The sequence below is a fragment of the Streptomyces sp. M41 genome (genome assembly GCF_043673425.1).
GTDB lineage: Bacteria > Actinomycetota > Actinomycetes > Streptomycetales > Streptomycetaceae > Streptomyces.
In genome coordinates this window covers 65,595-86,751 of record NZ_JBIMKE010000022.1, presented here as the reverse complement: position 1 = coordinate 86,751, position 21,157 = coordinate 65,595, and the positions used below count along the sequence as shown (strand labels likewise).

Annotated in this window: 16 protein-coding genes; 4 read left to right on the top strand and 12 right to left on the bottom strand. The window is 70.3% G+C overall.

From position 1 onward, the window contains the following. Window positions 1-33: 33 nt before the first annotated feature. Window positions 34-2,106 (bottom strand): BTAD domain-containing putative transcriptional regulator, encoded by a 2,073-nt coding sequence (locus ACHBTE_RS24825; RefSeq protein ID WP_394726281.1) that lies wholly within the window; start codon window positions 2,104-2,106, stop codon window positions 34-36. Between the two features lie 888 nt (window positions 2,107-2,994). Between ACHBTE_RS24825 and ACHBTE_RS24820 the strand changes: the two genes are divergently transcribed. Further along, on the top strand, window positions 2,995-4,509 hold the full coding sequence (locus ACHBTE_RS24820) for an NDP-hexose 2,3-dehydratase family protein (protein WP_394726280.1): 1,515 nt from the start codon (window positions 2,995-2,997) through the stop codon (window positions 4,507-4,509). Between the two features lie 104 nt (window positions 4,510-4,613). On the opposite strand, the gene ACHBTE_RS24815 is transcribed toward ACHBTE_RS24820, so the two are convergent. Together ACHBTE_RS24815 and ACHBTE_RS24810 are read right to left on the bottom strand one after the other, a co-directional pair. Then, window positions 4,614-5,219 (bottom strand): dTDP-4-dehydrorhamnose 3,5-epimerase family protein, encoded by a 606-nt coding sequence (locus ACHBTE_RS24815; protein ID WP_394726279.1) that lies wholly within the window; start codon window positions 5,217-5,219, stop codon window positions 4,614-4,616. Window positions 5,220-5,456: 237 nt separating this feature from the next. Then, window positions 5,457-7,769, bottom strand: coding sequence for an ATP-binding cassette domain-containing protein (locus ACHBTE_RS24810; RefSeq protein WP_394726278.1), 2,313 nt, complete (start codon window positions 7,767-7,769; stop codon window positions 5,457-5,459). A 176-nt stretch (window positions 7,770-7,945) separates the two neighbouring features. Between ACHBTE_RS24810 and ACHBTE_RS24805 the strand changes: the two genes are divergently transcribed. After that, the gene (locus ACHBTE_RS24805) at window positions 7,946-8,806 is read left to right on the top strand and encodes a class I SAM-dependent methyltransferase (RefSeq protein WP_394726277.1); all 861 of its coding nucleotides are present in this window, start codon (window positions 7,946-7,948) and stop codon (window positions 8,804-8,806) included. Between the two features lie 109 nt (window positions 8,807-8,915). Further along, a complete protein-coding gene (rfbB, locus tag ACHBTE_RS24800; RefSeq protein WP_394726276.1) occupies window positions 8,916-9,926 on the top strand; it encodes a dTDP-glucose 4,6-dehydratase in 1,011 nt (336 codons plus the stop codon). Window positions 9,927-9,992: 66 nt separating this feature from the next. On the opposite strand, the gene ACHBTE_RS24795 is transcribed toward rfbB, so the two are convergent. The 6 genes from ACHBTE_RS24795 to rdmE form a co-directional block, all read right to left on the bottom strand. After that, window positions 9,993-11,267: a DUF418 domain-containing protein gene (locus ACHBTE_RS24795; RefSeq protein WP_394726275.1), complete on the bottom strand. Its 1,275-nt coding sequence runs from the start codon at window positions 11,265-11,267 to the stop codon at window positions 9,993-9,995. A gap of 61 nt (window positions 11,268-11,328) precedes the next feature. Further along, the gene (locus tag ACHBTE_RS24790; RefSeq protein ID WP_394726274.1) at window positions 11,329-12,138 is read right to left on the bottom strand and encodes an FkbM family methyltransferase; all 810 of its coding nucleotides are present in this window, start codon (window positions 12,136-12,138) and stop codon (window positions 11,329-11,331) included. 76 nt (window positions 12,139-12,214) lie between these two features. Continuing rightward, window positions 12,215-13,498 (bottom strand): activator-dependent family glycosyltransferase, encoded by a 1,284-nt coding sequence (locus ACHBTE_RS24785; RefSeq protein WP_394726273.1) that lies wholly within the window; start codon window positions 13,496-13,498, stop codon window positions 12,215-12,217. Between the two features lie 27 nt (window positions 13,499-13,525). Further along, window positions 13,526-14,677: a P450-derived glycosyltransferase activator gene (locus ACHBTE_RS24780; protein ID WP_394726272.1), complete on the bottom strand. Its 1,152-nt coding sequence runs from the start codon at window positions 14,675-14,677 to the stop codon at window positions 13,526-13,528. 29 nt (window positions 14,678-14,706) lie between these two features. Beyond that, on the bottom strand, window positions 14,707-15,513 hold the full coding sequence (locus ACHBTE_RS24775) for a phytanoyl-CoA dioxygenase family protein (RefSeq protein WP_394726271.1): 807 nt from the start codon (window positions 15,511-15,513) through the stop codon (window positions 14,707-14,709). Between the two features lie 22 nt (window positions 15,514-15,535). After that, window positions 15,536-17,143, bottom strand: a complete 1,608-nt coding sequence (rdmE, locus tag ACHBTE_RS24770) for an aklavinone 12-hydroxylase RdmE (RefSeq protein WP_394726270.1) — start codon at window positions 17,141-17,143, stop codon at window positions 15,536-15,538. A gap of 167 nt (window positions 17,144-17,310) precedes the next feature. Between rdmE and ACHBTE_RS24765 the strand changes: the two genes are divergently transcribed. Further along, entirely contained in the window at window positions 17,311-18,618 is a 1,308-nt protein-coding gene (locus ACHBTE_RS24765) for an activator-dependent family glycosyltransferase (protein WP_394726269.1), read from the top strand. Between the two features lie 175 nt (window positions 18,619-18,793). Here the strand turns inward: ACHBTE_RS24765 and ACHBTE_RS24760 are convergent, their stop codons facing one another. The 3 genes from ACHBTE_RS24760 to ACHBTE_RS24750 form a co-directional block, all read right to left on the bottom strand. After that, window positions 18,794-19,027, bottom strand: coding sequence for a helix-turn-helix transcriptional regulator (locus tag ACHBTE_RS24760; protein ID WP_394726336.1), 234 nt, complete (start codon window positions 19,025-19,027; stop codon window positions 18,794-18,796). Between the two features lie 190 nt (window positions 19,028-19,217). Then, entirely contained in the window at window positions 19,218-20,072 is an 855-nt protein-coding gene (locus ACHBTE_RS24755; RefSeq protein WP_394726268.1) for an ABC transporter permease, read from the bottom strand. Continuing rightward, complete coding sequence (locus ACHBTE_RS24750) at window positions 20,069-20,953, bottom strand: ABC transporter ATP-binding protein (RefSeq protein WP_394726335.1); 885 nt, start codon at window positions 20,951-20,953, stop codon at window positions 20,069-20,071. Before ACHBTE_RS24750 ends, ACHBTE_RS24755 begins: the two co-directional genes overlap by 4 nt. Window positions 20,954-21,157: the final 204 nt, after the last annotated feature.

Below are 21,157 nucleotides of genomic sequence, written 5' to 3'. Positions count from 1 at the left end.
GGAAGTCCACCAGCCATGCCCACTCCCAGGAGTTCACCAGCGGTTGCGGTCCGGGCGGACGCCTGCTGGGAGGGCTGTTCGGGTGGGGCCGGGTGGGGTTCTCTGGGGGCGGCGGGGGCGGTGTTCGGGGGTCGGGTCCTCCGGTGTGGTCGGGGGCTCCGCGATCTGTTGGCGGCCTCGCTCGTGGTCCGGGCCGTCGTGCCAGAGGGTGTCCAGCAGTCGTTCGCGGGCATAGGCGCGGGTGACCGCGGGGATCACGTACTGGGCGGTGTCGTTCTCCCAGCGGATGCTGATGAGGTGGCTGTCGACGAAGCGTTCGAGCTGGCGTTCCACGGTGCGGCTGTCGCTGCCGAGGAGTTCGACGACGGAGTCGGCGGTGAACTGCCTGGAGGGGAGGATGCTCAGGAGCCGGAAGACGCTGCGTTCCACGCGGCCGAGTCCCTCGTAGCTGCCGTCGTAGCGAGACCGTACGTCGAGTTCGCCCAGGCGCAGCTCGTCCAGCAGCTTGTCGGAACAGAACAGTTGCAGGGCCAGGCCGGACAGGGTGAGGCCCGGGCTGCCGTTGAGGCGGCCTCCGATGCACCGGACCGCCAGGGGCAGGCCACCGACGGTCTCCACGAGTTGGTCGGCCGCCTGCTGTTCCCGGCCCACCCGCGCGTAGCCGATGATGCGGGAGAGCAGTTCGCGTGCCTCCGCCTTGTCCATGGCATCCAGGTCGATGTTCCAGGCGCCGTCCAGGCCGTGCAGGCGCCTGCGGCTGGTGATGACGACGGCGCACTGCGGGTCGCCGGGGAGCAGCGGGCGTACCTCCGCCAGGGAGGACACGTCGTCCAGCAGGATCAGCAGGCGTCGGCCGACCGTGGTGGACCTGAACAGCTTGGACCGTTCCTCGAGGTCGGCCGGGATGTCGCCGGCCGCCGTCCCCAGGGCCCGGAGGAAGCCGTGGAGGACGTCCGCGGGGCCGGGCCCGGTGCCGGTGGAGCCGCGCAGGTCGGCGTAGAGCTGCCCGTCCTGGAAGAGCGGTCGCACGGTGTGGGACATGTGCACCGCGAGCGCGGTCTTTCCCACACCCGGCATCCCGCTGACGACCGCGACGGGGGTGGCCGTGCGGGGGCGGGTGTGCTCCTCGTCCCCGGCCAGGACCGCAGCCGCCTGCCCGACGATGGACTGGCGGCCGGTGAAGTCGGTCAGGTCGGCCGGGAGTTGGGCAGGTACGGGGACGCCTTGAGCGGCGGAGCGGGGTGCCTGGGGCGCTGTGCCGGCCACGGGCACCGTCGGCTTCTCGGGCTCGGGACGCGGGGCGGTGGTGCGATGGTGCTGCTCGACGGGGGCGGGCCGGCGGCGCGGCTGGCGGGGCACACCGACGGTGCCCTCCGACAGGAGCGCCTGGTGCAGGGAGCGCAGTTCCTGGCCCGGTTCGAGCCCCAGGTTGTCGATCATGCTGCGGCGCAGGGCCTGGTAGACCTCGAGCGCCTCGTGGCGCCGTCCTGAGCGGTGGAGTGCGATCATCAGCGAGGCGTGCACGTTCTCGTGCAGCGGCCTGCTGAGCACGAGCGACTTCAGCTCGCTGATCAGCTCTTGGTGGCGGCCGAGCTGAAGATCGGCCTCGATGCGCAGGTCGAGGGTCCGCTCGCGGAGCTCCTCCAGCCGTGTGACGTAGGAGGAGAGCAGGGCGCCCGGTACGACGTCGACCAGTGCGGAGCCCCGCCAGCGTCCGAGGGCCCGCTTGAGGGCGTCGGCCGCCGCGGCCGGCTCGCCCTTCTTCAGCAGTGTTTTTCCGTGGTCGGCTTCCACCTCGAATTGGTGGAGATCGGTGCAGGCATCGGGGACGGCGAGCGTATATCCCCCGGGCCGGGTGAGCAGAATTTCCTCCGAATTTCCTGCGACAAGGATTTTCCGGAGCTTGTAGATATACGTCTGGAGGGTGGTCATCGCGCTCGCGGGCGGGTCGTTCTCCCAGAGTTCGTCGATCAGCTCCGACGTCTGTACCAAGGTGTTTCTCCGCATCAGCAGGAGGGCGATGACCTGACGCGGCTTGGGTGCGGTGGGCACGACATTGCGGGTGCCGTCGAGAATTTCTAACGGCCCGAGCAACCGAAAATCCATCTCGTCCCCCGTTCGATGACATACGCTCTTTGCATGGTCTTTGCAAGAGACTGTCTGTATCTTTAACGCAGATTAGCCCTTGTCAAACAACTGGACAAGGTGATTCCCTAGGCGCTGGGCGCACATTTCAGGCCACAGCACACTTCTACGTCTGCTCGGCGCGCCACGCGCTCCCCCGGGGATCTCACTCCGGGGGAACACCCGATGACTTCGCGCCATGCGCCAGGCCGTTCGAGCGGGCAGTTGATTGCGTTTCAAATTGAAATGCGGACTATTTCCGGTACCGACCCGGGCGGATCCAGCCGTCAGGGTGCGGGATCTTCAGCGGTTGAGCTCTCCACGACCCCGGCTCGACTGCGCGACGGACGTTCTGTCTCCCGGCCGTTCACCCGGGCCGCCCGAAACCGTATGGTCCCGTCGTTCGCCTGACTCCGCTGCTGCCGCATGACGGCGACTGGGTCCGACGGGACACCATCGCGTGGGGTCGTCATGCACGTACCTTCGGATCTCATCCTCGAAGAACGGTCGAACCGAACGCCAGGCTCCAACTGGACGCTGGTATTCCGCCGGTCGGGCCTCAGGACCGGCCCAGCACCGCCCCAACGGTGCCTGTCCCCAGTGACCGGAACCCGCCGCCGGCCGGTGCGCGGACGTCCGAACTCCCGGAAAGGTTCAGGGGGATTCGAGGTTCCTGCTGTCCGTCCGCACTCTACTGAGTCGTGCGCGCCGCCGACGGCCCCGCCTCCACCGGAGCGTACGAGGACACCGGAGCGTACGAGGACACCGGTGCGTACGAGGACGCCGTGCGCCCGCGCTCACCGCGACCGCGGACCCGGAAGACCGCTGCGTGCCCCCGACACCCCGTCCTTCCAGCGCAAAGGAACCCTGGTGAACCGAATCGTCCCGCCGTCCTCGCCCTCGTCCTCGCCATCGCCGTCACCCCCGGCCCTCTCCCGTACACCCCATCCGTCCCGGACGCTCCAGGAACGGCTCGCCAGGTCGGTTCTCGCCGAGGAGTGCCGGGTCGATCAGCCGGCCGCGTTCGCCCCGTGGTTCGCCGCCGCGCGTGAACGCTCCGGCTTGCGGGTCGACCGGGTGGAGCTGGACAGCCTGACGGGCTGGGACCGGGACCCGCGCACGGGGACGCTACGGCACCGCAGCGGCGGGTTCTTCGCCATCGACGGCCTCGAAGTCCGGTTCCCGTCCGGACCGGTGCCCCAGTGGCAGCAACCCATCATCCATCAGCCGGAGATCGGCGTACTGGGCCTGCTGGCCAAGGAGTTCGGCGGGGTGCTGCACTTCCTGATGCAGGCCAAGGTCGAGCCCGGCAACAAGAACCACCTCCAGCTCTCCCCCACCGTGCAGGCCACCCGCAGCAACTTCCTGCGGCTGCACAAGGGCCGCGCGGTGCCTTATCTGACGTACTTCCAGGACCGGGCCCGGCACCATGTCGTCGCCGACGTCCTCCAGTCGGAACAGGGGGCCTGGTTCTTCCGCAAGCGGAACCGGAACATCGTCGTGGAGGTCACCGAGGACGTCGTCGTCGAGGAGGACTTCCGCTGGATGACGCTCGGCGAGATCTACCGGCTGCTGGCGGTCGAGGACATCGTCAACATGGACACCCGCACGACGCTGTCCTGCCTGCCCCTGGCCGGCGGCGGTATCGACGGCGTGCTGGACACCGGCGAGGGCTTCCGGGAGGCGCTGGTGCGCTCCTGTGCGGGTGAACCGGACGGTGCGCACAGCATGGAGGCGATCCTGAGCTGGATCACCGAGCACCGCGCCCAGGGGGATCTCACCACCCGCCCGGTGCCGTTGAGCGAACTGCGGGACTGGCACACCTCGCAGGACCGGATCTCCCATGAGAGCGGGCGCTTCTTCTCCGTGATCGGCGTGTCCGTCTCGGCCGGCACCCGGGAGGTCGGCGGCTGGTCCCAGCCGATGGTCGAGCCGCACGGGATCGGTGTGATCGCCGTGCTGGTGAAGGAGATCGGCGGGGTCCTCCATGCCTTGATGCGGGCCAGCGTGCAGCCCGGCTATGTGGACGGCATCGAACTCTCCCCCACCGTCCAGTGCGTCCCCGAGAGCTACGAGGTGCTGCCCGGTGAGGCGCGGCCACGCTTCCTGGACGAGGTGCTGTCGGCGCCGCCGGAGCGGATCAGGTTCTCCTGTCTGCTGTCCGAGGAGGGCGGCCGTTTCCACCACGCCCTGAACCGCTACCTGGTCGTCGAGGCCGACGGCGCGGCCGAGGCGCTGGAGGACGGGGAGTACCGCTGGCTGACGCTGCATCAGCTCAGTGCGCTGCTGCGGCACAGCCACTACCTCAACGTCCAGGCCCGCAGCCTGGTCGCCTGCCTGCACAGTCTGCTGACCCCGCGGGGCGGGGCGACACCACAGCCGTGAGGCTGCCGGCGAGCCGGCCGGACACGGTCGAGCGGTGGCGGCCCGCTCCGGGAGGGATCCGGGGGGCCGCCACCGCTCGCGCTGTCGCGTCGTACCGCCGTGGCTCAGGCGGACCGCAGGGCGCGGTCGATCGCCAGACACTCGGTGTAGTCGGGCAGCAGACCGTCCGACGCGGCCTTCTCCAGGGTGGGTGCGGCGAGGTCGCGCTCGGACAGGACGGGGTCGATGTCGGCGGGGATGGGCAGGGCCAGTTCGGGGTCGAGGATCGACAGCGCCAGCTCGTGCTCCGGGACGTACTCACCGGAGAGCAGATAGGAGACGACGGTGTCGTCCTCGAGCGCGACGAAGCCATGGGCCACGCCGACCGGGAAATACACGGCACGAAAAGCCTCGGTGTCCAGCAGTACGGCGTCCCACCGGCCGAAAGTCGGCGATCCGACCCGGATGTCCAGTGCGATGTCGAGCGTCTTCCCGCGCGCGCAGTACACGTACTTGCCGCATCCCGGTGGTGTCAGGGTGTAGTGCAGCCCGCGCACCACACCCTTGCGGGACCTGCTGTGATTGGTCTGGGCCACGCGGAACAGCGAATGGCCGGTGGCGCCCGAGAACGCCGATTCCTGGTAGGGCGATACGAAGATGCCGCGCTTGTCGTCGAACACCCGTGGGGTGAATTCAATGGCGCCGTCGACGAGGAGTTCCCGCGACTGCATGCTGGAAACCATAACGGACTCCGATTCAAAGCCGTATTGCTCGGTCTGCATTCCGTGTGAGCCTGGGTCCCGTGTCCGGCGTATCAGGATTCGGTGCTCTCCAGTGGGCCCGCGTGCTGCCGATGATGTCCGCGGCGTCTCGCACGCGCCTCAACGACGGCTGGACGCGGGGGACGTGGGGCGGAGTGAGCGGGGTGGCGGCCCCGGCCTGCTCTCCCCCGGCGCCCGGTGTCGCGGTCAGCGGCCCTGGGTCTCCGGTGCGGTGACGTACTCGCGCAGATGGCGGGCGGTGAGGGTGTCGCCGCCGGCGATCAGGTCGGACGGGGTGCCGGTGAACACGATCCGGCCGCCGTCGTGGCCCGCGCCCGGTCCCAGGTCGATGATCCAGTCGGCGCGGGCCATCACGGCCTGGTGGTGCTCGATGGCGATCACCGTGTTGCCGTCGTCCACGAGCCGGTCGAGCAGGTTCAGCAGTTGGTCCACATCGGCGAGGTGCAGTCCGCTCGTCGGTTCGTCCAGGATGTACACGGCGGCCTTCTCGGCCATGTGGATGGCCAGTTTCAGGCGCTGCCGCTCACCGCCGGACAGGGTGGTGAGGGGCTGGCCCAGACCGATGTATCCGAGGCCGACCGCGGCGAGCCGGTCGAGGAGGACCCGGGCCTGGCCGGTGGTGAAGAAGTCGCGGGCCTCGTCCACCGTCAGGGCGAGCACCTCGCTGATGTCCTTGCCGCGCAGCTTGTAGGTGAGGACCTTGGGGATGAACCGCTTGCCCTCGCACTCCTCGCAGAGGGTCGCGACGCCCGCCATCATCGCGAGGTCCGTGTAGACCAGTCCGATGCCGCGGCAGTTGCGGCAGGCCCCTTCGGAGTTGGGGCTGAACAACGCCGCCCTGACGCCGTTGGCCTTGGCGAAGGCGGTGCGGATCGGGTCCAGCAGACCGGTGTAGGTCGCCGTGTTGCTGCGCCGGGAACCGCGGATCGCGGACTGGTCCACGACGATCACACCGTCCCGCCCGGACAGCGAACCGTGGATGAGCGAGCTCTTGCCCGATCCGGCGACGCCGGTCACGGCGGTCAGCACGCCGAGCGGCACGTCGACATGGACGTCCTTGAGGTTGTGCGTGGTGGCGCCGGTGATCGACAGGTGCCCGGTGGGGCGCCGCACCCGCTCCTTGGTCCGCACATGGTGGTCCAGATACCGGCCGGTCAGCGTCCCGGACCCGCGCAGCGCGTCGACATCGCCGGTGAAGCAGACCCTGCCGCCGTCCGGTCCCGCGCCCGGGCCCAGGTCGACCACGTGGTCGGCGATCCGGATCAGCTCCGGTTTGTGCTCGACGACGAGGACAGTGTTCCCCTTGTCGCGCAGCCGGAGCAGCACGGAGTTCACGCGCTGGATGTCGTGCGGATGCAGCCCGACGGTGGGCTCGTCGAAGACGTACGTCGCGTCGGTGAGGCTCGATCCCAGGTGCCGAACCATCCTGACCCGCTGGGCCTCGCCGCCGGACAGGGTGCCCGATTCGCGGTCCAGGCTCAGATAGCCGAGGCCGATCTCCACGAGCGAGTCGAGCAGTTCGCCGAGGCTGGTCAGCAGCGGTGCCACCGAGGGGGCGTCGATGTTCCGGACGAACCCGGCCAGTTCGCTGATCTGGAGCGCGCAGCACTCGGCGATGTTGAGTCCGTCGATGCGGCAGGACAGGGCCGCGGGTTTGAGCCGGCCGCCTCGGCAGGCGGCGCAGCGGGCGAAGGTGACGGCCCGGTCCACGAAGGTGCGGATGTGGGGCTGCATGGCGTCCCGGTCCTTGCCGAGGTAGAGGCGGCGCACCTTGACCATCAGGCCCTCGTAGGTGGTGCCGGTGCCGCCGTGCAGCAGTTTGATCTTGGTGGCGGTCCTGTGCATCAGGTCGTGCCACTGGGCGGGGGTGTAGTCCTTGAGTTTGACGGCGGGGTCGAAGTAGCCGGAGTGGGCGATCGACTTCCAGTACCAGGAGCCGACATTGAAATTGGGGACCGTGATCGCCCCCTCGTCGAGGGAGAGTTCGGCGTCCACCAGCTGGTCGGCGTCCAGCGTGGAGACCCGGCCGATCCCCTGGCACTCGGGGCACATGCCCTCGGGGAGATTGAAGCTGAACGCTCCGGACGTACCGATGTGCGGTGTGCCTAAACGGCTGAAAATGATCCGCAGCATGGTGTGCGCGTCCGTCGCGGTGCCCACGGTCGAGCGGGAGTTGACGCCCATCCGTTCCTGGTCGAGGACGATCGCCGCACTCAGATTGCGCAGCGCGTCGACATCGGGTCGGCCGAAATTGGGCATGAAGGACTGGATGAACGCCGTGTACGTCTCGTTGATCAAGCGTCGGGACTCGGCGGCGACGGTGCCGAAGACCAGCGAGGACTTGCCGGATCCGGAAACACCGGTGAAGACGGTGAGGCGGCGTTTGGGGATATCGAGGGAAACGTCCGCCAGATTGTTCTCCCGGGCGCCGCGCACCTCGATGAAGTCATGACTGTCGGCTTCGAGCCGTCGGCTTCCGGCCTGGTCTGAGAGAGTCATCGAAGTACCCTATTTTGCCGCTCAGTACGTGTAAACAAGTGGCCGACGACGAACTGCTGACCGGGTTTTCATCCGGCCACACAGGACCGCTCCACCTGTTTTCGAGTGCTTTCGAAGGTGACCGCCGGACGATGGTGGGCCGTACGCCAATTCCGTGGGATTTCCTGGGAGCGCACGTGGACGACACAACGTACAAGGCCCGTGTCACAGCGGCCTTCGACCGAGCCGCGGGGTCCTACGACCGGCTCGGGGTCACCTTCTTCACACCCATGGGTCGACGCCTGGTCGAACGCGCGGCCCCGCAACCCGGCGAGCGGGTGCTGGACGTGGGCTGCGGCCGGGGGGCCTGCCTCTTCCATGCCGCTTCGCTGGTCGGGGAGTCGGGCCGGGTGCTCGGCATCGACATCGCTCCGGCGATGATCGAGGAGGCGCGCAAGGAGGCCGAGTCCGGTGGGGTCGGCAATGTGGAACTGCGGGTGATGGACGGGGAGTTCCCCGAGCTGCCGCCGCACTCCTTCGATGTCGTGACCGGCAGCTACAGCCTCATCTTCTTCCCGGACGCGCGGGCCGCCCTGCCGCGCTATGCGCGACTGCTCGCCGACGGCGGGCGCATCGCCTTCACGAGCCCGGTGTTCACCGACGACACCTTCCCCTTCCTCCCTCCGGTCTTCACGGAGCTCATCCCGCGCTCGCTGCTGGAGAACCTGCCGCCCCAGTGGCGGCCGGAGGAGCTCCAGCGGCGCTTCAACAGCTGGCTTGCGAAGGAGGACGATCTGCGCCGGACCCTGGAGTCCGCGGGTTTCGGCAAGGTGGAGATCACCGACGAGCCGGTCGACCTGGTGGCCCCGTCCGGCGCGGCGTGGGTGAAGTGGTCCCACACCCAGGGCATGCGCCTGCTGTGGGAGCACCTGCCCGACGACGACCGGGAGCGGCTGCGGGTCCGGCTCACCGAGGCGCTGGACGACATGCGCACGGACGGCGGGCCGGTGTCGATCGAGACTCCGGTGCGCTACGTCACGGCGAGCGTGGCCCGTTGAGCTGCCGCAGGGCCGCCGGGCACCGGGGCGCCGCATCCGGCACGTTTCCGTCCGCAGGGGGGCGTCGTCGTCCCGGCCTCCCCCGCCCGCTCGCGAAGGACCGCACGTCATGAGGCTGCTGATCACCGGCGGCGCCGGCTTCATCGGTTCGCACTACGTCAGAAGTCTGCTCGCCGGCCGCTACCCCGGTTACGAGGACGCGCAGGTGACCGTCCTGGACAAGCTCACCTACGCCGGCACGCTCACCAATCTGCCCCCCGCCCATCCGAGACTGACCTTCGTCCGGGGCGACATCTGCGATCACGGGCTGCTGATGGAGCTGCTGCCCGGCCATGACGCCGTGGTGCACTTCGCTGCGGAGTCCCACGTGGACCGCTCCATCGCCGGCTCGGCGCCCTTCGTCACCACCAACGTCACGGGCACCCATACGCTGCTCGACTGCTGTGTCCGCACCGGGGTGAGCCGGTTCGTGCATGTCTCGACGGACGAGGTGTACGGGTCGGTGGCGGAGGGGTCCTGCTCGGAGGAGTCGCCGCTGGAGCCCAACTCCCCCTATGCGGCCTCCAAGGCGGCCAGCGATCTGATCGTCAGGGCCTTCCACCGCACCCATGGGCTGTCGACCACGATCACCCGCTGCGCCAACAACTACGGGCCCCACCAGTTTCCCGAGAAGGTCATTCCCCTGTTCGTCACGAACCTGCTGGAGGGCAGGAACGTTCCGCTGTACGGCGACGGGCTGCACGTACGCGAATGGCTGCACGTCGACGACCACTGCCGGGCGGTCCAGCTGGTGCTGGAGTCGGGCCGGGCTGGTGCCACGTACAACATCGCCGGTGGGACGGAGCTGACCAACCGGGCGCTGACCCGGCTGGTGCTCGGGGAGTTCGGGGCCGGCTGGGACCGGGTGGACCATGTCACCGACCGCTTGGGACACGACCGCCGGTACTCCTTGAACGCGGAGAAGATCAGGGCGGAGCTGGGCTTCGAGCCCAGGATCTCCTTCGAGCGCGGATTCGCCGAGACCGTCCAGTGGTACCGCGACAACCGTGCCTGGTGGGAGCCGCTGCTGCGCGGTGCTGCCGGTCCGGCGTCGGAGCGGCCGGTGTCGCACGCCGGTTGAGCCCCGCGACCAACGCCCCGAGCCCCGCCCCGTGCGCCACGGGGCGGGGCTCTTCCGGGGCCGCGGTCAGGCCCGGGGCGGCAGGGTGGACCGCGTCGCGCTGCCGAGCCCGCCCCGGTGCGGGCCGGACGGTTCTACGGGCCGGCGGGTCGCCTTGTGCAGCAGTGCCTCGGCGGGACCGCTCCGGTCCAGGCGGCGCAGCAGCTCGGCGATCAGTACCCCGACGCCCCAGGTGCCGCACGCGACGAGTGCCGAGCCGAAGACACTCACCCGGTCTCCGAGCGCGAAGGCGTACGGAGCGAACAGCACCAGCCAGACGACCGACTGCCACACATAGCAGCTCATGGACCGCCGGCCGCACGCGGCGACCGCGGTCACCACGCGACTGTGCCGCCCCTCCAGGCGCAGTGCCAGCAGAGCGACCGCCGCGGCCAGTGCGCAGCCGCCCGCGTACCCCGTCAGGACGTGCAGCACGCCGAGCGCCAGGGTCGTCCCCGCGGGGGCGGTGGCCCACAGCCCCGAGGTGATCGTCGCCAGGGGCAGGCCCCCGGCGACACCGATGACCGTGCCGGTCACCGCGACCCGCCGCAGCAGGCCGCGGAATCGGCCCGGCTCCTCCAGAATCCGCTGCCGGGCCGCCCAGGCGCCGATCAGGAACGGGCCGAGCGAGACGACGGCGAACAGCGGTGTGGTGAACACCCAGGTGCCGACCCGGTAGGCGGCGTCGGACGCCGGGTCGGCGGCCAGGAACAGTGCCGCGGCGCTCTCGCCGGGCTCGTCGGAGACGTTGGCGGCCAAGGTGCCCCCGTACAGCACCGAGCCCAGGACGAAGCCGGCGCCCGCCACCTTGAACAGGGTGCGGTCGTTGACGCCGGTCAGGCCGACCGCGGCCAGCCCCAGCAGCCCGTAGGCACCCAGCACGTCCCCGGAGAACAGCAGCAGCCCGTGGCAGAACCCGAACAGCAGCAGCCATCGGGAGCGCCGCCGCAGTACGGCACGTGCGCCGCGCTCGTCCTGTCCGCGCTGCCGCTCACGGTCGAGGATGCGGCCCACGCCGTAGCCGAACAGCAGGGCGAACATCGGGAAGCTGCGGCTGTCGGCCAGCACGGTCAGCAGGCCCGCCGTCAGCGCGTCCAGCGGTGAGCCGGCGACCCGTGGATAGCCGCGGATCACCGCGGCGCTCCCGCTGACGAACATATGGGCGTGCACCAGGGCGACGATCAGCAGCATCAGGCCGCGGGCGAGGTCGGGGGCCAGGGCCCGGGACCGGGTGGTCCGGGACGGCGTCGTCCGGGACGGGGTGGCCCGAGCGCCGGACGGACGCACGACGCCGTCGCTCATCGTCTGCTTCTCCTCTCCTTCTCGTCTGCTCCTCGTCGCTCCGCGTGGCCCGTTCGAGGCGTCAGTCCCGGTCGGCGAGTACGAGGTGGACGCTGCCGCCGACGTAGACCCCCCACTGGGAGACCGTGGCCCGGAATCCGAGCCCGGCCAGGCGCGAGACGATGCGGCCGAGCCTGCCGTCGATGTCGTGGACCTCCAGCAGGACCCGGCGGATGCGGGGCCAGAAGGCGGTGTCGATGCCGTCGAGGACGTCGAGTTCACCGCGTTCGACGTCGATCTTCAGCAGGCCGACGCGGTCCACGCCGTGCTCGGCCAGCGCGGCGGTCAGCGTGGTCACCTCGACCTGCACCCGCTGGGTCACGTCGAAGGTCCGCCGTACGACCTCTCGGGTCTGCTCGTCCGCGCCGATGTTGTCCAGGTGTGCTTCGAGGTTGAGGGTGTCGTCCTCGGCGTCGTCGTACAGCGTGGAGGCGGACGCGACGTAGGGCCGGTAGATCAGTTCGGACTTTCCGGGCGCCGCCCCGAGTGCCTGTCGGAAGGCGAGCGCGCCGGGCAGGTGGCGGGAGAGGTTCTCCTCGAGGCAGGCGAAGGCCTTGGGGGCGGGTTCGAAGGCCAGCAGGCGGCTGTCGGGCGCCAGTCGGCCGAACAGCAGGGACGCCAGCCCGATGTGCGCCCCGACGTCGATGACGGCTTCGTCGGGGCGCAGGTCCTCGGCGGCGCTGCGGTAGGGGGCGGCGCTGCTGATCTCCTCCCAGAGCGTGTGCGCTTCTGCTTCCTGCACCGCCGACACCACGCGGCCGTCGGGCAGTTCACAGCGGGTGACCGGGAGGTCGGTCGGCAGTTCGTCGGGGAGATCCCACGGATTAGGCATGCCTACGACGCTGCCGGAGGGGTCTCGAGGAGCGCACGAGGAGCACTGGTTCAGTCCGCCCGGCAGGCGGGCCCGGTCATCGGCCGGCCCGGTGTTCCCTGGTCATCTTCTCGAGGACCGGCACGATCTCGTTGGGGGTCGGCATGGCGCGGATCTCCGAGCGGAGGTCCCGGGCACGTTCGGCGTACGAGGGCTCGTCGAGCAGGCGCAGGATCTTCTCCCGCAGCACTTCCGCGGTCAGGTCACGGGCGGATACGGCCAGGGTGGCGCCGGATTTCTCGTACTCCTCCCCCATGTCCTCGCTCACCCATTCGTAGCCGACGATGACGACCTGTGGCACTCCGTGCAGATCCGCGGTGGCCTTGGTCTGGTAGCCGGCGTGGTGCACGATCACCGAACACGACGGGGCGAGTTCGTTCAGCGGGACGAAGTCGGTGGCGCGGATGTTGGCGGGCAGTTCCGGCAGGGCGTCGCGCTGCGCGGGGTCGAGCGCGGCGATGATCTCGACGTCGAGTCCGGCCAGGCTCTGGAAGAGGGCGGCGAGGGTGTCGTTGAGCCGGAACCGCTCGGAGTCCTCGCTCGTGATGGAGGTGCCGAGGGTGACGCACACCCGGCGGCGCCCGGCCGGTTCGTGCAGCCATGCCGGCACCGCGCAGCGTCCGTTGTACGGGACGTAGCGCATCGGCACCGTGGGCAGGTCGAGTTCCTGACGCAGGCTGCCGGGCCGGGTGTCGACGACCCACTGGCCGGTCAGCATCGTCTCCTCGAACCGCCGGTCGCTGCCGAGCCGTTCGAGTGTCCAGTCGAGCCATTCGGCGGTCGGGTCCTCGCGCAGCGGCTCGGGCTGCTGGTCGCGGTGGCGTACGAAGTGTCCGCGGGTGACCATCTGAAGGGCCAGCTCGGGCCCGGACACCAGGCGTGCGTGAGCCGCGCCGGTGGCGACGGCGACGATGGCCCCGGCGATGGAGAAGCTCTCCCAGATCACCAGGTCCGGCTGCCAGCTGCGGGCCACCTCGACCAGCTGGTCGAGCTGGGCGTCGTTGTTGAGCGGCTGGTAGAGGGCGGGGACCACCATGTTCTCGTAGGAGAGATGGTCCTCCCAGGCCACCTTGGAGGGGTCCTGCTTGCTGGTGCCGATCTCGTTGAAGAGGGAGATCGCCTCCTTCTGGAAGTCGTCCAGCTGCTCCCACAGGGTCGGCGACTTGATCGGCACCGCGGTCAGGCCGGTCTGGGTGACGGTGTCGACGAGTTGTTCGTTGCACGCCGCCAGCACCTCATGGCCCGCGGTGCGCAGGGCCCAGGCCAGCGGGACCATCTGATGGAAGTGATTGCCCTCGATGGAGGTGAACAGGACTCGCATCGCCGGATTCCTTTCTTCTCGGCGCGGTCAGCCGGTGGCCAGCGGGCAGCTGAGCAGATGCCTGGTCACCGGCGACCGGCGGCTGCGCAGGGGCGGGCCGGACCGGCGCGGGGGCGGACCGGCGGCCACCAGGGCACGGAGCACGGCTTCGGCCTGGGCGCGGGCGAAGGGCAGCGTCACTCGGTGGTGGAGGCCGGGGAGGAGGGCGTCGGCCGGGCGTCCGGGCTCGAACCGGTCGGGGTCGGCGAAGACTTCGGGATCGCGGTTGGCGGCCCCGACGAGCACCACCACCCGTTCGCCCGCGGCCACCCGCTGCCCGGCGAACTCGCCAGCGGCCCGCGCGGTCACCGCGTGGAGCTGCACGGGCGAGTCGTGACGCAGGACTTCGGCGACGACGGGAGCAGCGTACGCGGGGTCGTCGGCCACCCGGGACCATTCCTCGGGGCGGTCGACCAGGGCCTCGACGGCGCTCGTGACGAGCCGCGCCGTGGTACGCACCCCGGCGGCGGCCAGGAGCACCGCGGCCTCCGTGGCCTGCTCGTCGTCCGTCGACGCGAGGAGCGCAGGCAGCCGGTCCACCGCGGTCACCGCGCGCCGGGTGACGTCCAGTCGCTGCGGGCAGAGCAGTCCGTCGAGGACGACGCCGGCGGCGGCGCAGGCGTCCGCGAGGTCCCGCCGGCCCTCCGGGGGCAGCCCGAACCGGTCCGCGAGGAGGTCCACGGGGACGCGTTCGGCGAGGTCGGTGACGAGATCGAAGGTGCTGCCCAGCTCCGCGACCGCACGCCGGCACACCTCCGTCACGGCGGCGGGCGTGAACAGCGGCTGCGCCGCCCGGCGCAGCCGCTCGTAGTGCGCCGTGTCGCCGCCGAGCCCCGCCCCGTCCACCGGTACGTGCACGTCGTCGCCCGTCACCGGGCCGTACGGCCACGGTTCGCCGAGCAGCGTGGCGGCCAGGCCGTGGTCCGCCGTCACCCAGGCGCCCATGGAGCTGCGCCACAGCGGGCCGAGGGCACGGATGCGCTCGTGGCAGGGACGCGGGTCCTCGGCGTGGCCGCGGAGCAGATCGGCGTACGGATCGCCCTGGACCCGGCGCAGCCACACCTCCCCCTGCGCCCGCTGGAGCCGCCTGCCCAGCTCGCCGATTCCGATGGGGTTCCCTGTGTCCTGGCTGACGCTCACCTTCGGCGGTCTCCTCCGGATCCGGGTGTCTAAATGAGGGGGAACTTCTCGTTGTTCAGCGGCTCGCCGGGTGTCATGTGGGCGATGTGGGCGTCCTCGGTGCCCGGCCGGTAGGTGCTCTCGGCGTCCATGTAGACGATGCCGTGGCCCATGCGGGGGCTGTCGGTCAGGTTCGGACCGGCCATGTGCACGGTGCGGCAGTGGTGGAAGGCGACGTCACCGGCCTTCAGCGGGACGGTGATCCTGGGCTGCCAGTCGTAGTCGGGCCAGATGTCGGAGATGGCCCGGTGTTCCGCGAAGCTCGTCATGTGCGTCTGCCGGTGGGCGGCGTCGCGCAGATGGGACCCGGGCACGTAGCTGAGGCTGCCGCGCTCGACGGGTACGTCGACCAGGGCGATCCACGCGGTGAGTGTCCGCTCCAGGCCGTCGAGCGGGAGGCCGGTCTCGTCGTCGTGCACCAGTGTGGGCAGCGTGGCCAGTTCCTTCTGGGCCGGTTTCAGCAGGACGTCGGTGCTGTAGAGGCGCAGGGGGCCGCCGGCCAGCCGCTTGGCGATGGCGGTGATCGCCGGGTGCAGCGCCAGGTCGCGCAGTGCCTCGTGCTTGAGCCAGGCCTGCGCGACGAAGTGCACCTGGACCGAGCTCTCGTCGGCCCCCCAGATCTCCGGGCCGTGCTGGGCGACGAGTTCCTCGGAGGCCGCCCGGAACCGCTCCACCTCGTCGGCGGACAGGACCTGTGGGATCCGGACGAAGCCGTTCTCCTGGTAGTACCGGTGGGCCTCGTCGGTGAGGGCGCCGGCTGTTGTCGGGTCGGTCGGGGAGTCGGTCGGGGCGGTCATGGCGGTTCGCTCCTTCGTCGCGTCAGCGGGACAGCACCTGGGTCAGTACGGCCCGCAGGGTGGCGGTGGGGTCGTCCGGGCGGGCCGCGGTGCGCCAGGCGACGACGCCGTCGGGCCGGATCAGGGAGGCGCCGGACGTGCCGATGCCGAACCGCTCGGCCATCTCGCCGCCGGGGTCGCTGAGATCGGTGGCCGTCCCGTGGACCTCCAGCACCACGCCGAGCTGCGTACTCACGGCGCGGGCCGCCTCCGTCCAGCCGGCGCCGTCCGTGCCGGTCAGCAGCAGCCAGCCGGAGCCGAACAGGTCCACGGTGGAGATCCGCTTCCCCGCCTGCTCCACCCACACGTGCGGCATCCGGAACCCGGGCCGTCCGGTGGGCCGGGCGGGGGACTCGACGCGGGCGCTGTCCTCGTCGTCGATGAGGACGGCGGGCGAGCGGTAGCGGAACCCGAGGATCACCTCGGCGTAGCCGACGGGGTCCGCCATCCGGTCCATCAGATGGGGGGCGAGCCGGGAGGCGTACAGATGCATGGACTCGTCCATCACGAGCTGTGCCACGATCCGGCGCTCGGGTTCGTAGCTGTCCAGCAGTCCTGGTCCGGCCTGGCCGGTCAGCACGGCGGACAGTTTCCAGGCCAGGTCGTATCCGTCGCCGATGGCCGTGTTGCCGCCGAGCCCTCCGGTGGGCGGTACGACCTTGGCCGAGTCGCCGACCAGGAACACCCGCCCCGACCGCCACCGTTCGGCGATGCGGGCCGCCATCTCCCAGCGCTGGATGTCCAGCACCTTGGGTTCCAGATCGAGGGCGTCCAGGCCGATGCGGATCAGCTCGACACAGCGGTCGTGGGTGAAGTCCTCGGCGGATTCGCCGCGTTCTGGGTCGTACTCGACCAGGAAGGTGTGCCTCTCGGGCCGGTCGCTGCCGATGAAGATGCCGCTGAAGTGCGGGTTGCGCAGGTAGTAGAGCCCGGAGGCGTCCGGCGGGAGCACCGTGGACAGATCGGCTTCGAAGATGGTGCCGACCACATGGGACAGCGAACCGTGGCCGTGGCGGGCGATGCCGAGCCCTTCCCTTACCGGGCTGCGGTCGCCGTCGGCGGCGACGAGGTAACGGGCCCGTACGGTGGTCTCGGCGCCGCTGCTGCGGTCGTGCAGCACCGCTTTGACGCCGTCCGCGTCCTGTTCGTAGGAGACCAGTGCGGTGCCGAACCGGATCTGGGCGCCGTCCTGCTGGGCCCGGGCCCGCATCAGGGGCTCCAGCTGGTCCTGCCAGGCCAGCGCCCACGGCAGGGGGGAGCAGGGCGCGGTGGTGGCGACCAGGTGCTCGAAGCCCTCCTCGAAGGTGCCGAGCACCTCGCCCCGTACGGTCTCGGCGACCCGGGTGGTGAAGTGGCCCTTGGCGCCGCGGTGGTCGGTGACCTGCTGCACCTGTTCGGCGATGCCGGCGAGCCGCAGCAGTTCCATGGTGCGCGGGTTCTGGCCGATCGCCCTGGGATGGATCGAGGTCGTCGGATGCTTCTCGGCCATGAGCACCCGGGTGCCGAGCCGGGCGAGGAACATCGTCGTGGAGAGGCCGCCCAGGCCCGCGCCCACGACCAGGACGTCGACTTCCGTTTCGGCTGTGGCCATCGTGGTCCTCCCGCTTCGGTGCGGCGCCGGTCGGGTCGCCTGGTTACGAGGGCCGAGACTCGCCGGTGGGCTTCGAAATCCGCTCGAGAGAGGCCGACGGGGCCTCGTGCGGCGCTGGCGGGATTCCTCGAGCGCCCTGCGACGGGGCACCGGCAGGGTGACGTGCCATGCGAGTGCTCTTCACGCCGTTCCCGGCGAGCACCCACGTCCACACCCAGGTACCGCTGGCGTGGGCGATGCGGGCCGCGGGACACGAGGTCCGTGTCGCCACCCAGCCGGACGTGGTCGAGGACATCAACAACGCCGGCCTGACCGCGGTCGCGGTGGGCGAGGTGCTGGATGTTCCGGCCACGATGAACCCGGAGTACACCGACGAGCCCGAGGAGATCCGTGACGAAGCCTGGTTGGACGTCCTCGACATCAGTGAGACCCGTCCGGAGCGGCTGACCTACCCCTATGTGCACGGGGTGCTCACCGCGTGGACGTCGTTCGTCTACCAGAACACGCTGCCGGACGACACCACCGAGGAACTGATCGACTTCGCCCGTGCCTGGCGGCCCGATCTGGTCGTGTGGGACACCATGTACTACCCCGGCGCGCTCGCGGCGCGGGTCAGCGGCGCCGCCCATGCGCGGCTGATGTTCGGGCTGGACCTGGTCGGGCTGATGCGCCAGCACTATCTGAGGGGCATGGCGGCCGTGCCGCCCGCGCTGCGGGACGATCCGCTGGAGGAGTGGATGAGCCGCATCCTGCGGCGGCACGGGCACGAGTTCGGCGAGGACCTCGTGGTCGGGCAGTGGACCATCGATCCCGTTCCGCCCTCGCTGCGGCTGCCCGTCGACCTGCCGTCCGTTCCGGTGCGTTATGTGCCGTACAACGGAGAGGCGACGGTCCCCGACTGGCTGCGCGAGCCGCCCCGGCTGCCCCGTGTCTGTCTGACCCTCGGCAGGTCGTTCCGTGAGGTGGTCGGCGCGGACCGGACGTCCGTCGCCGATCTGCTGGCCGCGGTGGCGGAACTGGACGTGGAGGTCGTCGCGACGTTCACCCCGGATCAGCTCGAACCGGGCGTGCGGGTGCCGGAGAACGTGCGGCTCGTCGACTTCGCCCCGCTGGACGCCCTGCTGCCCACCAGTGCGGCGATCGTGCACCACGGTGGGTCGGGGACGCTCCAGACCGCGTTGGCGCACGGTGTGCCGCAGGTGATGGTGCCGGCCAAGATGTGGTGCAACGTGCCCAAGGCGCACCGGGTGCGGGACGCCGGGGCCGGGCTGTGCATCGATCCCGATGAGCTGACCCCGCAGGGGCTGCGCGCAGCTCTGGTACGGGTGCTGCGGGAGCCGTCGTTCCGTGCGCGGGCGGAGCGGCTGCGCCGGGAGGTCGTGAGTACACCGGCGCCCGCCGACATCGTCCCCGTGCTGGAACGGCTCACCGCCGAACACCGGGCGGGTCGGGCCATGTCGGCGCTCCCCGCCTGACGGTCCGCGCGGCCCGACCGGCAGTGGCTTGACCGTCCGTGGCTTGACCGGCCGCGGCCTGACCGTCCGGGCCCGACCAGCCGTGGCCTGACCAGATGTGGCGGCGGACGGGACCGCCGGTGTGCCGAAAAAACGCGGCCGTGGGGACAGTGCTGTCCCCACGGCCGCGGTGGCCTCATGCGGACGCGGGCGGTGAGCTCCCGATCCGGGGGAACGGGGTGATCGAGAAGATCACCTCGATCGGGACCTCGAAGTACTCCGCGATCCGCAGGGCCAGGTACAGGCTGGGGCTGTACTCGCCGCGCTCCAGATAGCCCACCGTCTGGTAGTGCACCCCGAGGGCCTCGGCGAGTTGTCGGCGCGTGATGGAGCGTTCCGCCCGCAGTACGGCGATGCGGTTGTGCACCACGTCGCCGCCGCCACCGCCGCCGCTCCGGGAACGGCCCTGTTCGCCGGTGGAGCGCCAGCCCGCGCCAGGGCTGTCGGCCGCGGCGGGCGGCTCGGCCGAGGCGGGCGGCCGGGCGTCGGACGCCTCGGTCTCCGGCTGTGGCGCCGTCGTGCCGCGCCGCGCCGCGCCGTCCTTTCTGCGGGATGCCCTGTCACCCAACGCGCTTCAATGCCTCCTGCTGCCGTGCCTCGACCTTCGACCCCGTCTCGCCCCGCGCCGTACGGCCCAGGACCCGCGGCGCGATCAGCAGCGCGAAGACGGCCCAGACGAACAGCACGACCGCGGTCATGGGCCTGCGCCAGGAGTCGCCGAGCTCGACCGCGACCGCCGCGTCGGGCAGCAGGGCGGCCCGCGTGCCCAGTCCCACCCAGTACACCGGGAAGATCTGCGCGATGCCCTGGAGCCAGCCGGCGAGCGAAGTGATCGGATAGAAAATACCCGAGATCGCCATCAGGCCCATCGTCGGGAAGATGCCCCAGGTGTTGGCGCCGCGCGGATTCTTCACCATCGCCCCGATGATCAGGCCGATCGGCAGGGTGGCGAGCAGACCGAGTGCCAGCACCCACAGCAGGTTCAGCCACTTGGTGAGCTCCCCGGTCACCAGGTCGTCGAAGAGGAACACGCTCGGCACCAGGATGATCGCCAGTGTGAGCAGCGTGCTCAGCGCGATGCCCAGCACCCGGCCCGCGATGTAGCCGATCAGCCCCTGGGGCACGGTCCTCGCCCGCAGCAGCGTGCCGTCCTCCCGCTCGGCGGCCAGCGCGAACGCCGCGCCGCCCAGCGCCTGGAAGGCCAGCAGTCCGCCGATCATGCTGGGCATGGTCAGTGTGGCGAGCGAGAGATCGGTGCCGTCCACGGTGGAGTTCCGCATGAAGAACAGCACTCCGAGGAAGATGCCGCCGAGGACGAGGTAGTAGATGATGTCGCCCGGCGTGGTCAGGCTCTGCCGGAACTCGGTCCAGCCACGGCGCATACCGAGCCGCACGGCGTACACGGTGGGACTCACTGACCTGCCTCCCGGAACGCGGCGATCGCCTCTTCGGACCGGCCGGCCTCGTGCTGCCGGACCATGGTCATGTACGTGTCCTCCAGGCTGGCCCGGCGCACCTCGAGGTCGCGGACCCGGTCCGCGTGCTGCTTGTACAGCTCGTGCACGAACGAGCTGGCGTCGGGAGTGGCGTGCACGAAGTGCTCGCCGTTCACGCTCCAGCGGACCTCGGCCTTGCCCGACGCCTGCCGGGCGAGCTGATCGGCGCTGCCGTCCGCCACGATCTGACCGCCGGCCAGGATCAGGATGCGGTCGGACAGCTTCTCCGCCTCGTCCAGGTCGTGCGTGGTGAGCAGGATGGTGGTGTCCTCCAGGTCGGACAGCCGGTGCACCACGTCGTGGAAGTCCCGGCGGGCCTTGGGGTCGAACCCGACGGTGGGCTCGTCCAGGAACAGCACCTCCGGCCGTCCGACGATGCCGATCGCGACATCGAGTCGACGGCGCTGCCCGCCGGACAGCGAACCGATCTTCTGGTCCGCCTGCTGTTCCAGACCGACCATGCCGAGCAGCTCGTCCACGTTCCGTGGGCGGGGGCGCTCCGCGGTGGAGTACGGCCGGTAGAAGTCGCCCAACTGCGCGAGCAGTTCGCGCACCTGCCACTTGCCGTGGTCGCGCCACGACTGCAGCACGATGCCCAGTCTGGCGCGCCACTGTTCGTCGGCCTTGGCCGGGTCGGCCCCGAGCACTCTCACCTCACCGGCCGAGCGCGTACGGAAGCCCTCCATGATCTCGATGGTGGTGGTCTTTCCCGCGCCGTTCGGCCCCAGCAGGGCGATGACCTCACCGCGGCGCACGCTGAAGTCGACCCCGTTCAGCACATCCTTGGAGCCGTACCGCATCCGCAGTCCCTGGATGTCGATCACTCGCTCGTCCGCCGGTACGTCCGGTAAGCCCGGCTGCTGACTCAGCTCGTGCAAATCGCTCGCCCCTGCCATAGGCCCTCTGCCTTTCGATCAGACCTGTTAGATCGAAGATAGTACACCTACTACGACCTATACAAGGGACATGGTGATAGTTCGTGACGGACAGTGAGGGTGATCAGT

Coding starts and splice junctions, on each gene's coding strand:
- ACHBTE_RS24825 (WP_394726281.1), bottom strand. CDS start 2,106: ATGGATTTTCGGTTGCTCGGGCCGTTAGAAATTCTCGACGGCACCCGC.
- ACHBTE_RS24815 (WP_394726279.1), bottom strand. CDS start 5,219: ATGCAGTCGCGGGAACTCCTCGTCGACGGCGCCATTGAATTCACCCCA.
- ACHBTE_RS24810 (WP_394726278.1), bottom strand. CDS start 7,769: ATGACTCTCTCAGACCAGGCCGGAAGCCGACGGCTCGAAGCCGACAGT.
- rfbB (WP_394726276.1), top strand. CDS start 8,916: ATGAGGCTGCTGATCACCGGCGGCGCCGGCTTCATCGGTTCGCACTAC.
- ACHBTE_RS24795 (WP_394726275.1), bottom strand. CDS start 11,267: ATGAGCGACGGCGTCGTGCGTCCGTCCGGCGCTCGGGCCACCCCGTCC.
- ACHBTE_RS24790 (WP_394726274.1), bottom strand. CDS start 12,138: ATGCCTAATCCGTGGGATCTCCCCGACGAACTGCCGACCGACCTCCCG.
- ACHBTE_RS24785 (WP_394726273.1), bottom strand. CDS start 13,498: ATGCGAGTCCTGTTCACCTCCATCGAGGGCAATCACTTCCATCAGATG.
- ACHBTE_RS24775 (WP_394726271.1), bottom strand. CDS start 15,513: ATGACCGCCCCGACCGACTCCCCGACCGACCCGACAACAGCCGGCGCC.
- rdmE (WP_394726270.1), bottom strand. CDS start 17,143: ATGGCCACAGCCGAAACGGAAGTCGACGTCCTGGTCGTGGGCGCGGGC.
- ACHBTE_RS24765 (WP_394726269.1), top strand. CDS start 17,311: ATGCGAGTGCTCTTCACGCCGTTCCCGGCGAGCACCCACGTCCACACC.
- ACHBTE_RS24750 (WP_394726335.1), bottom strand. CDS start 20,953: ATGCGGTACGGCTCCAAGGATGTGCTGAACGGGGTCGACTTCAGCGTG.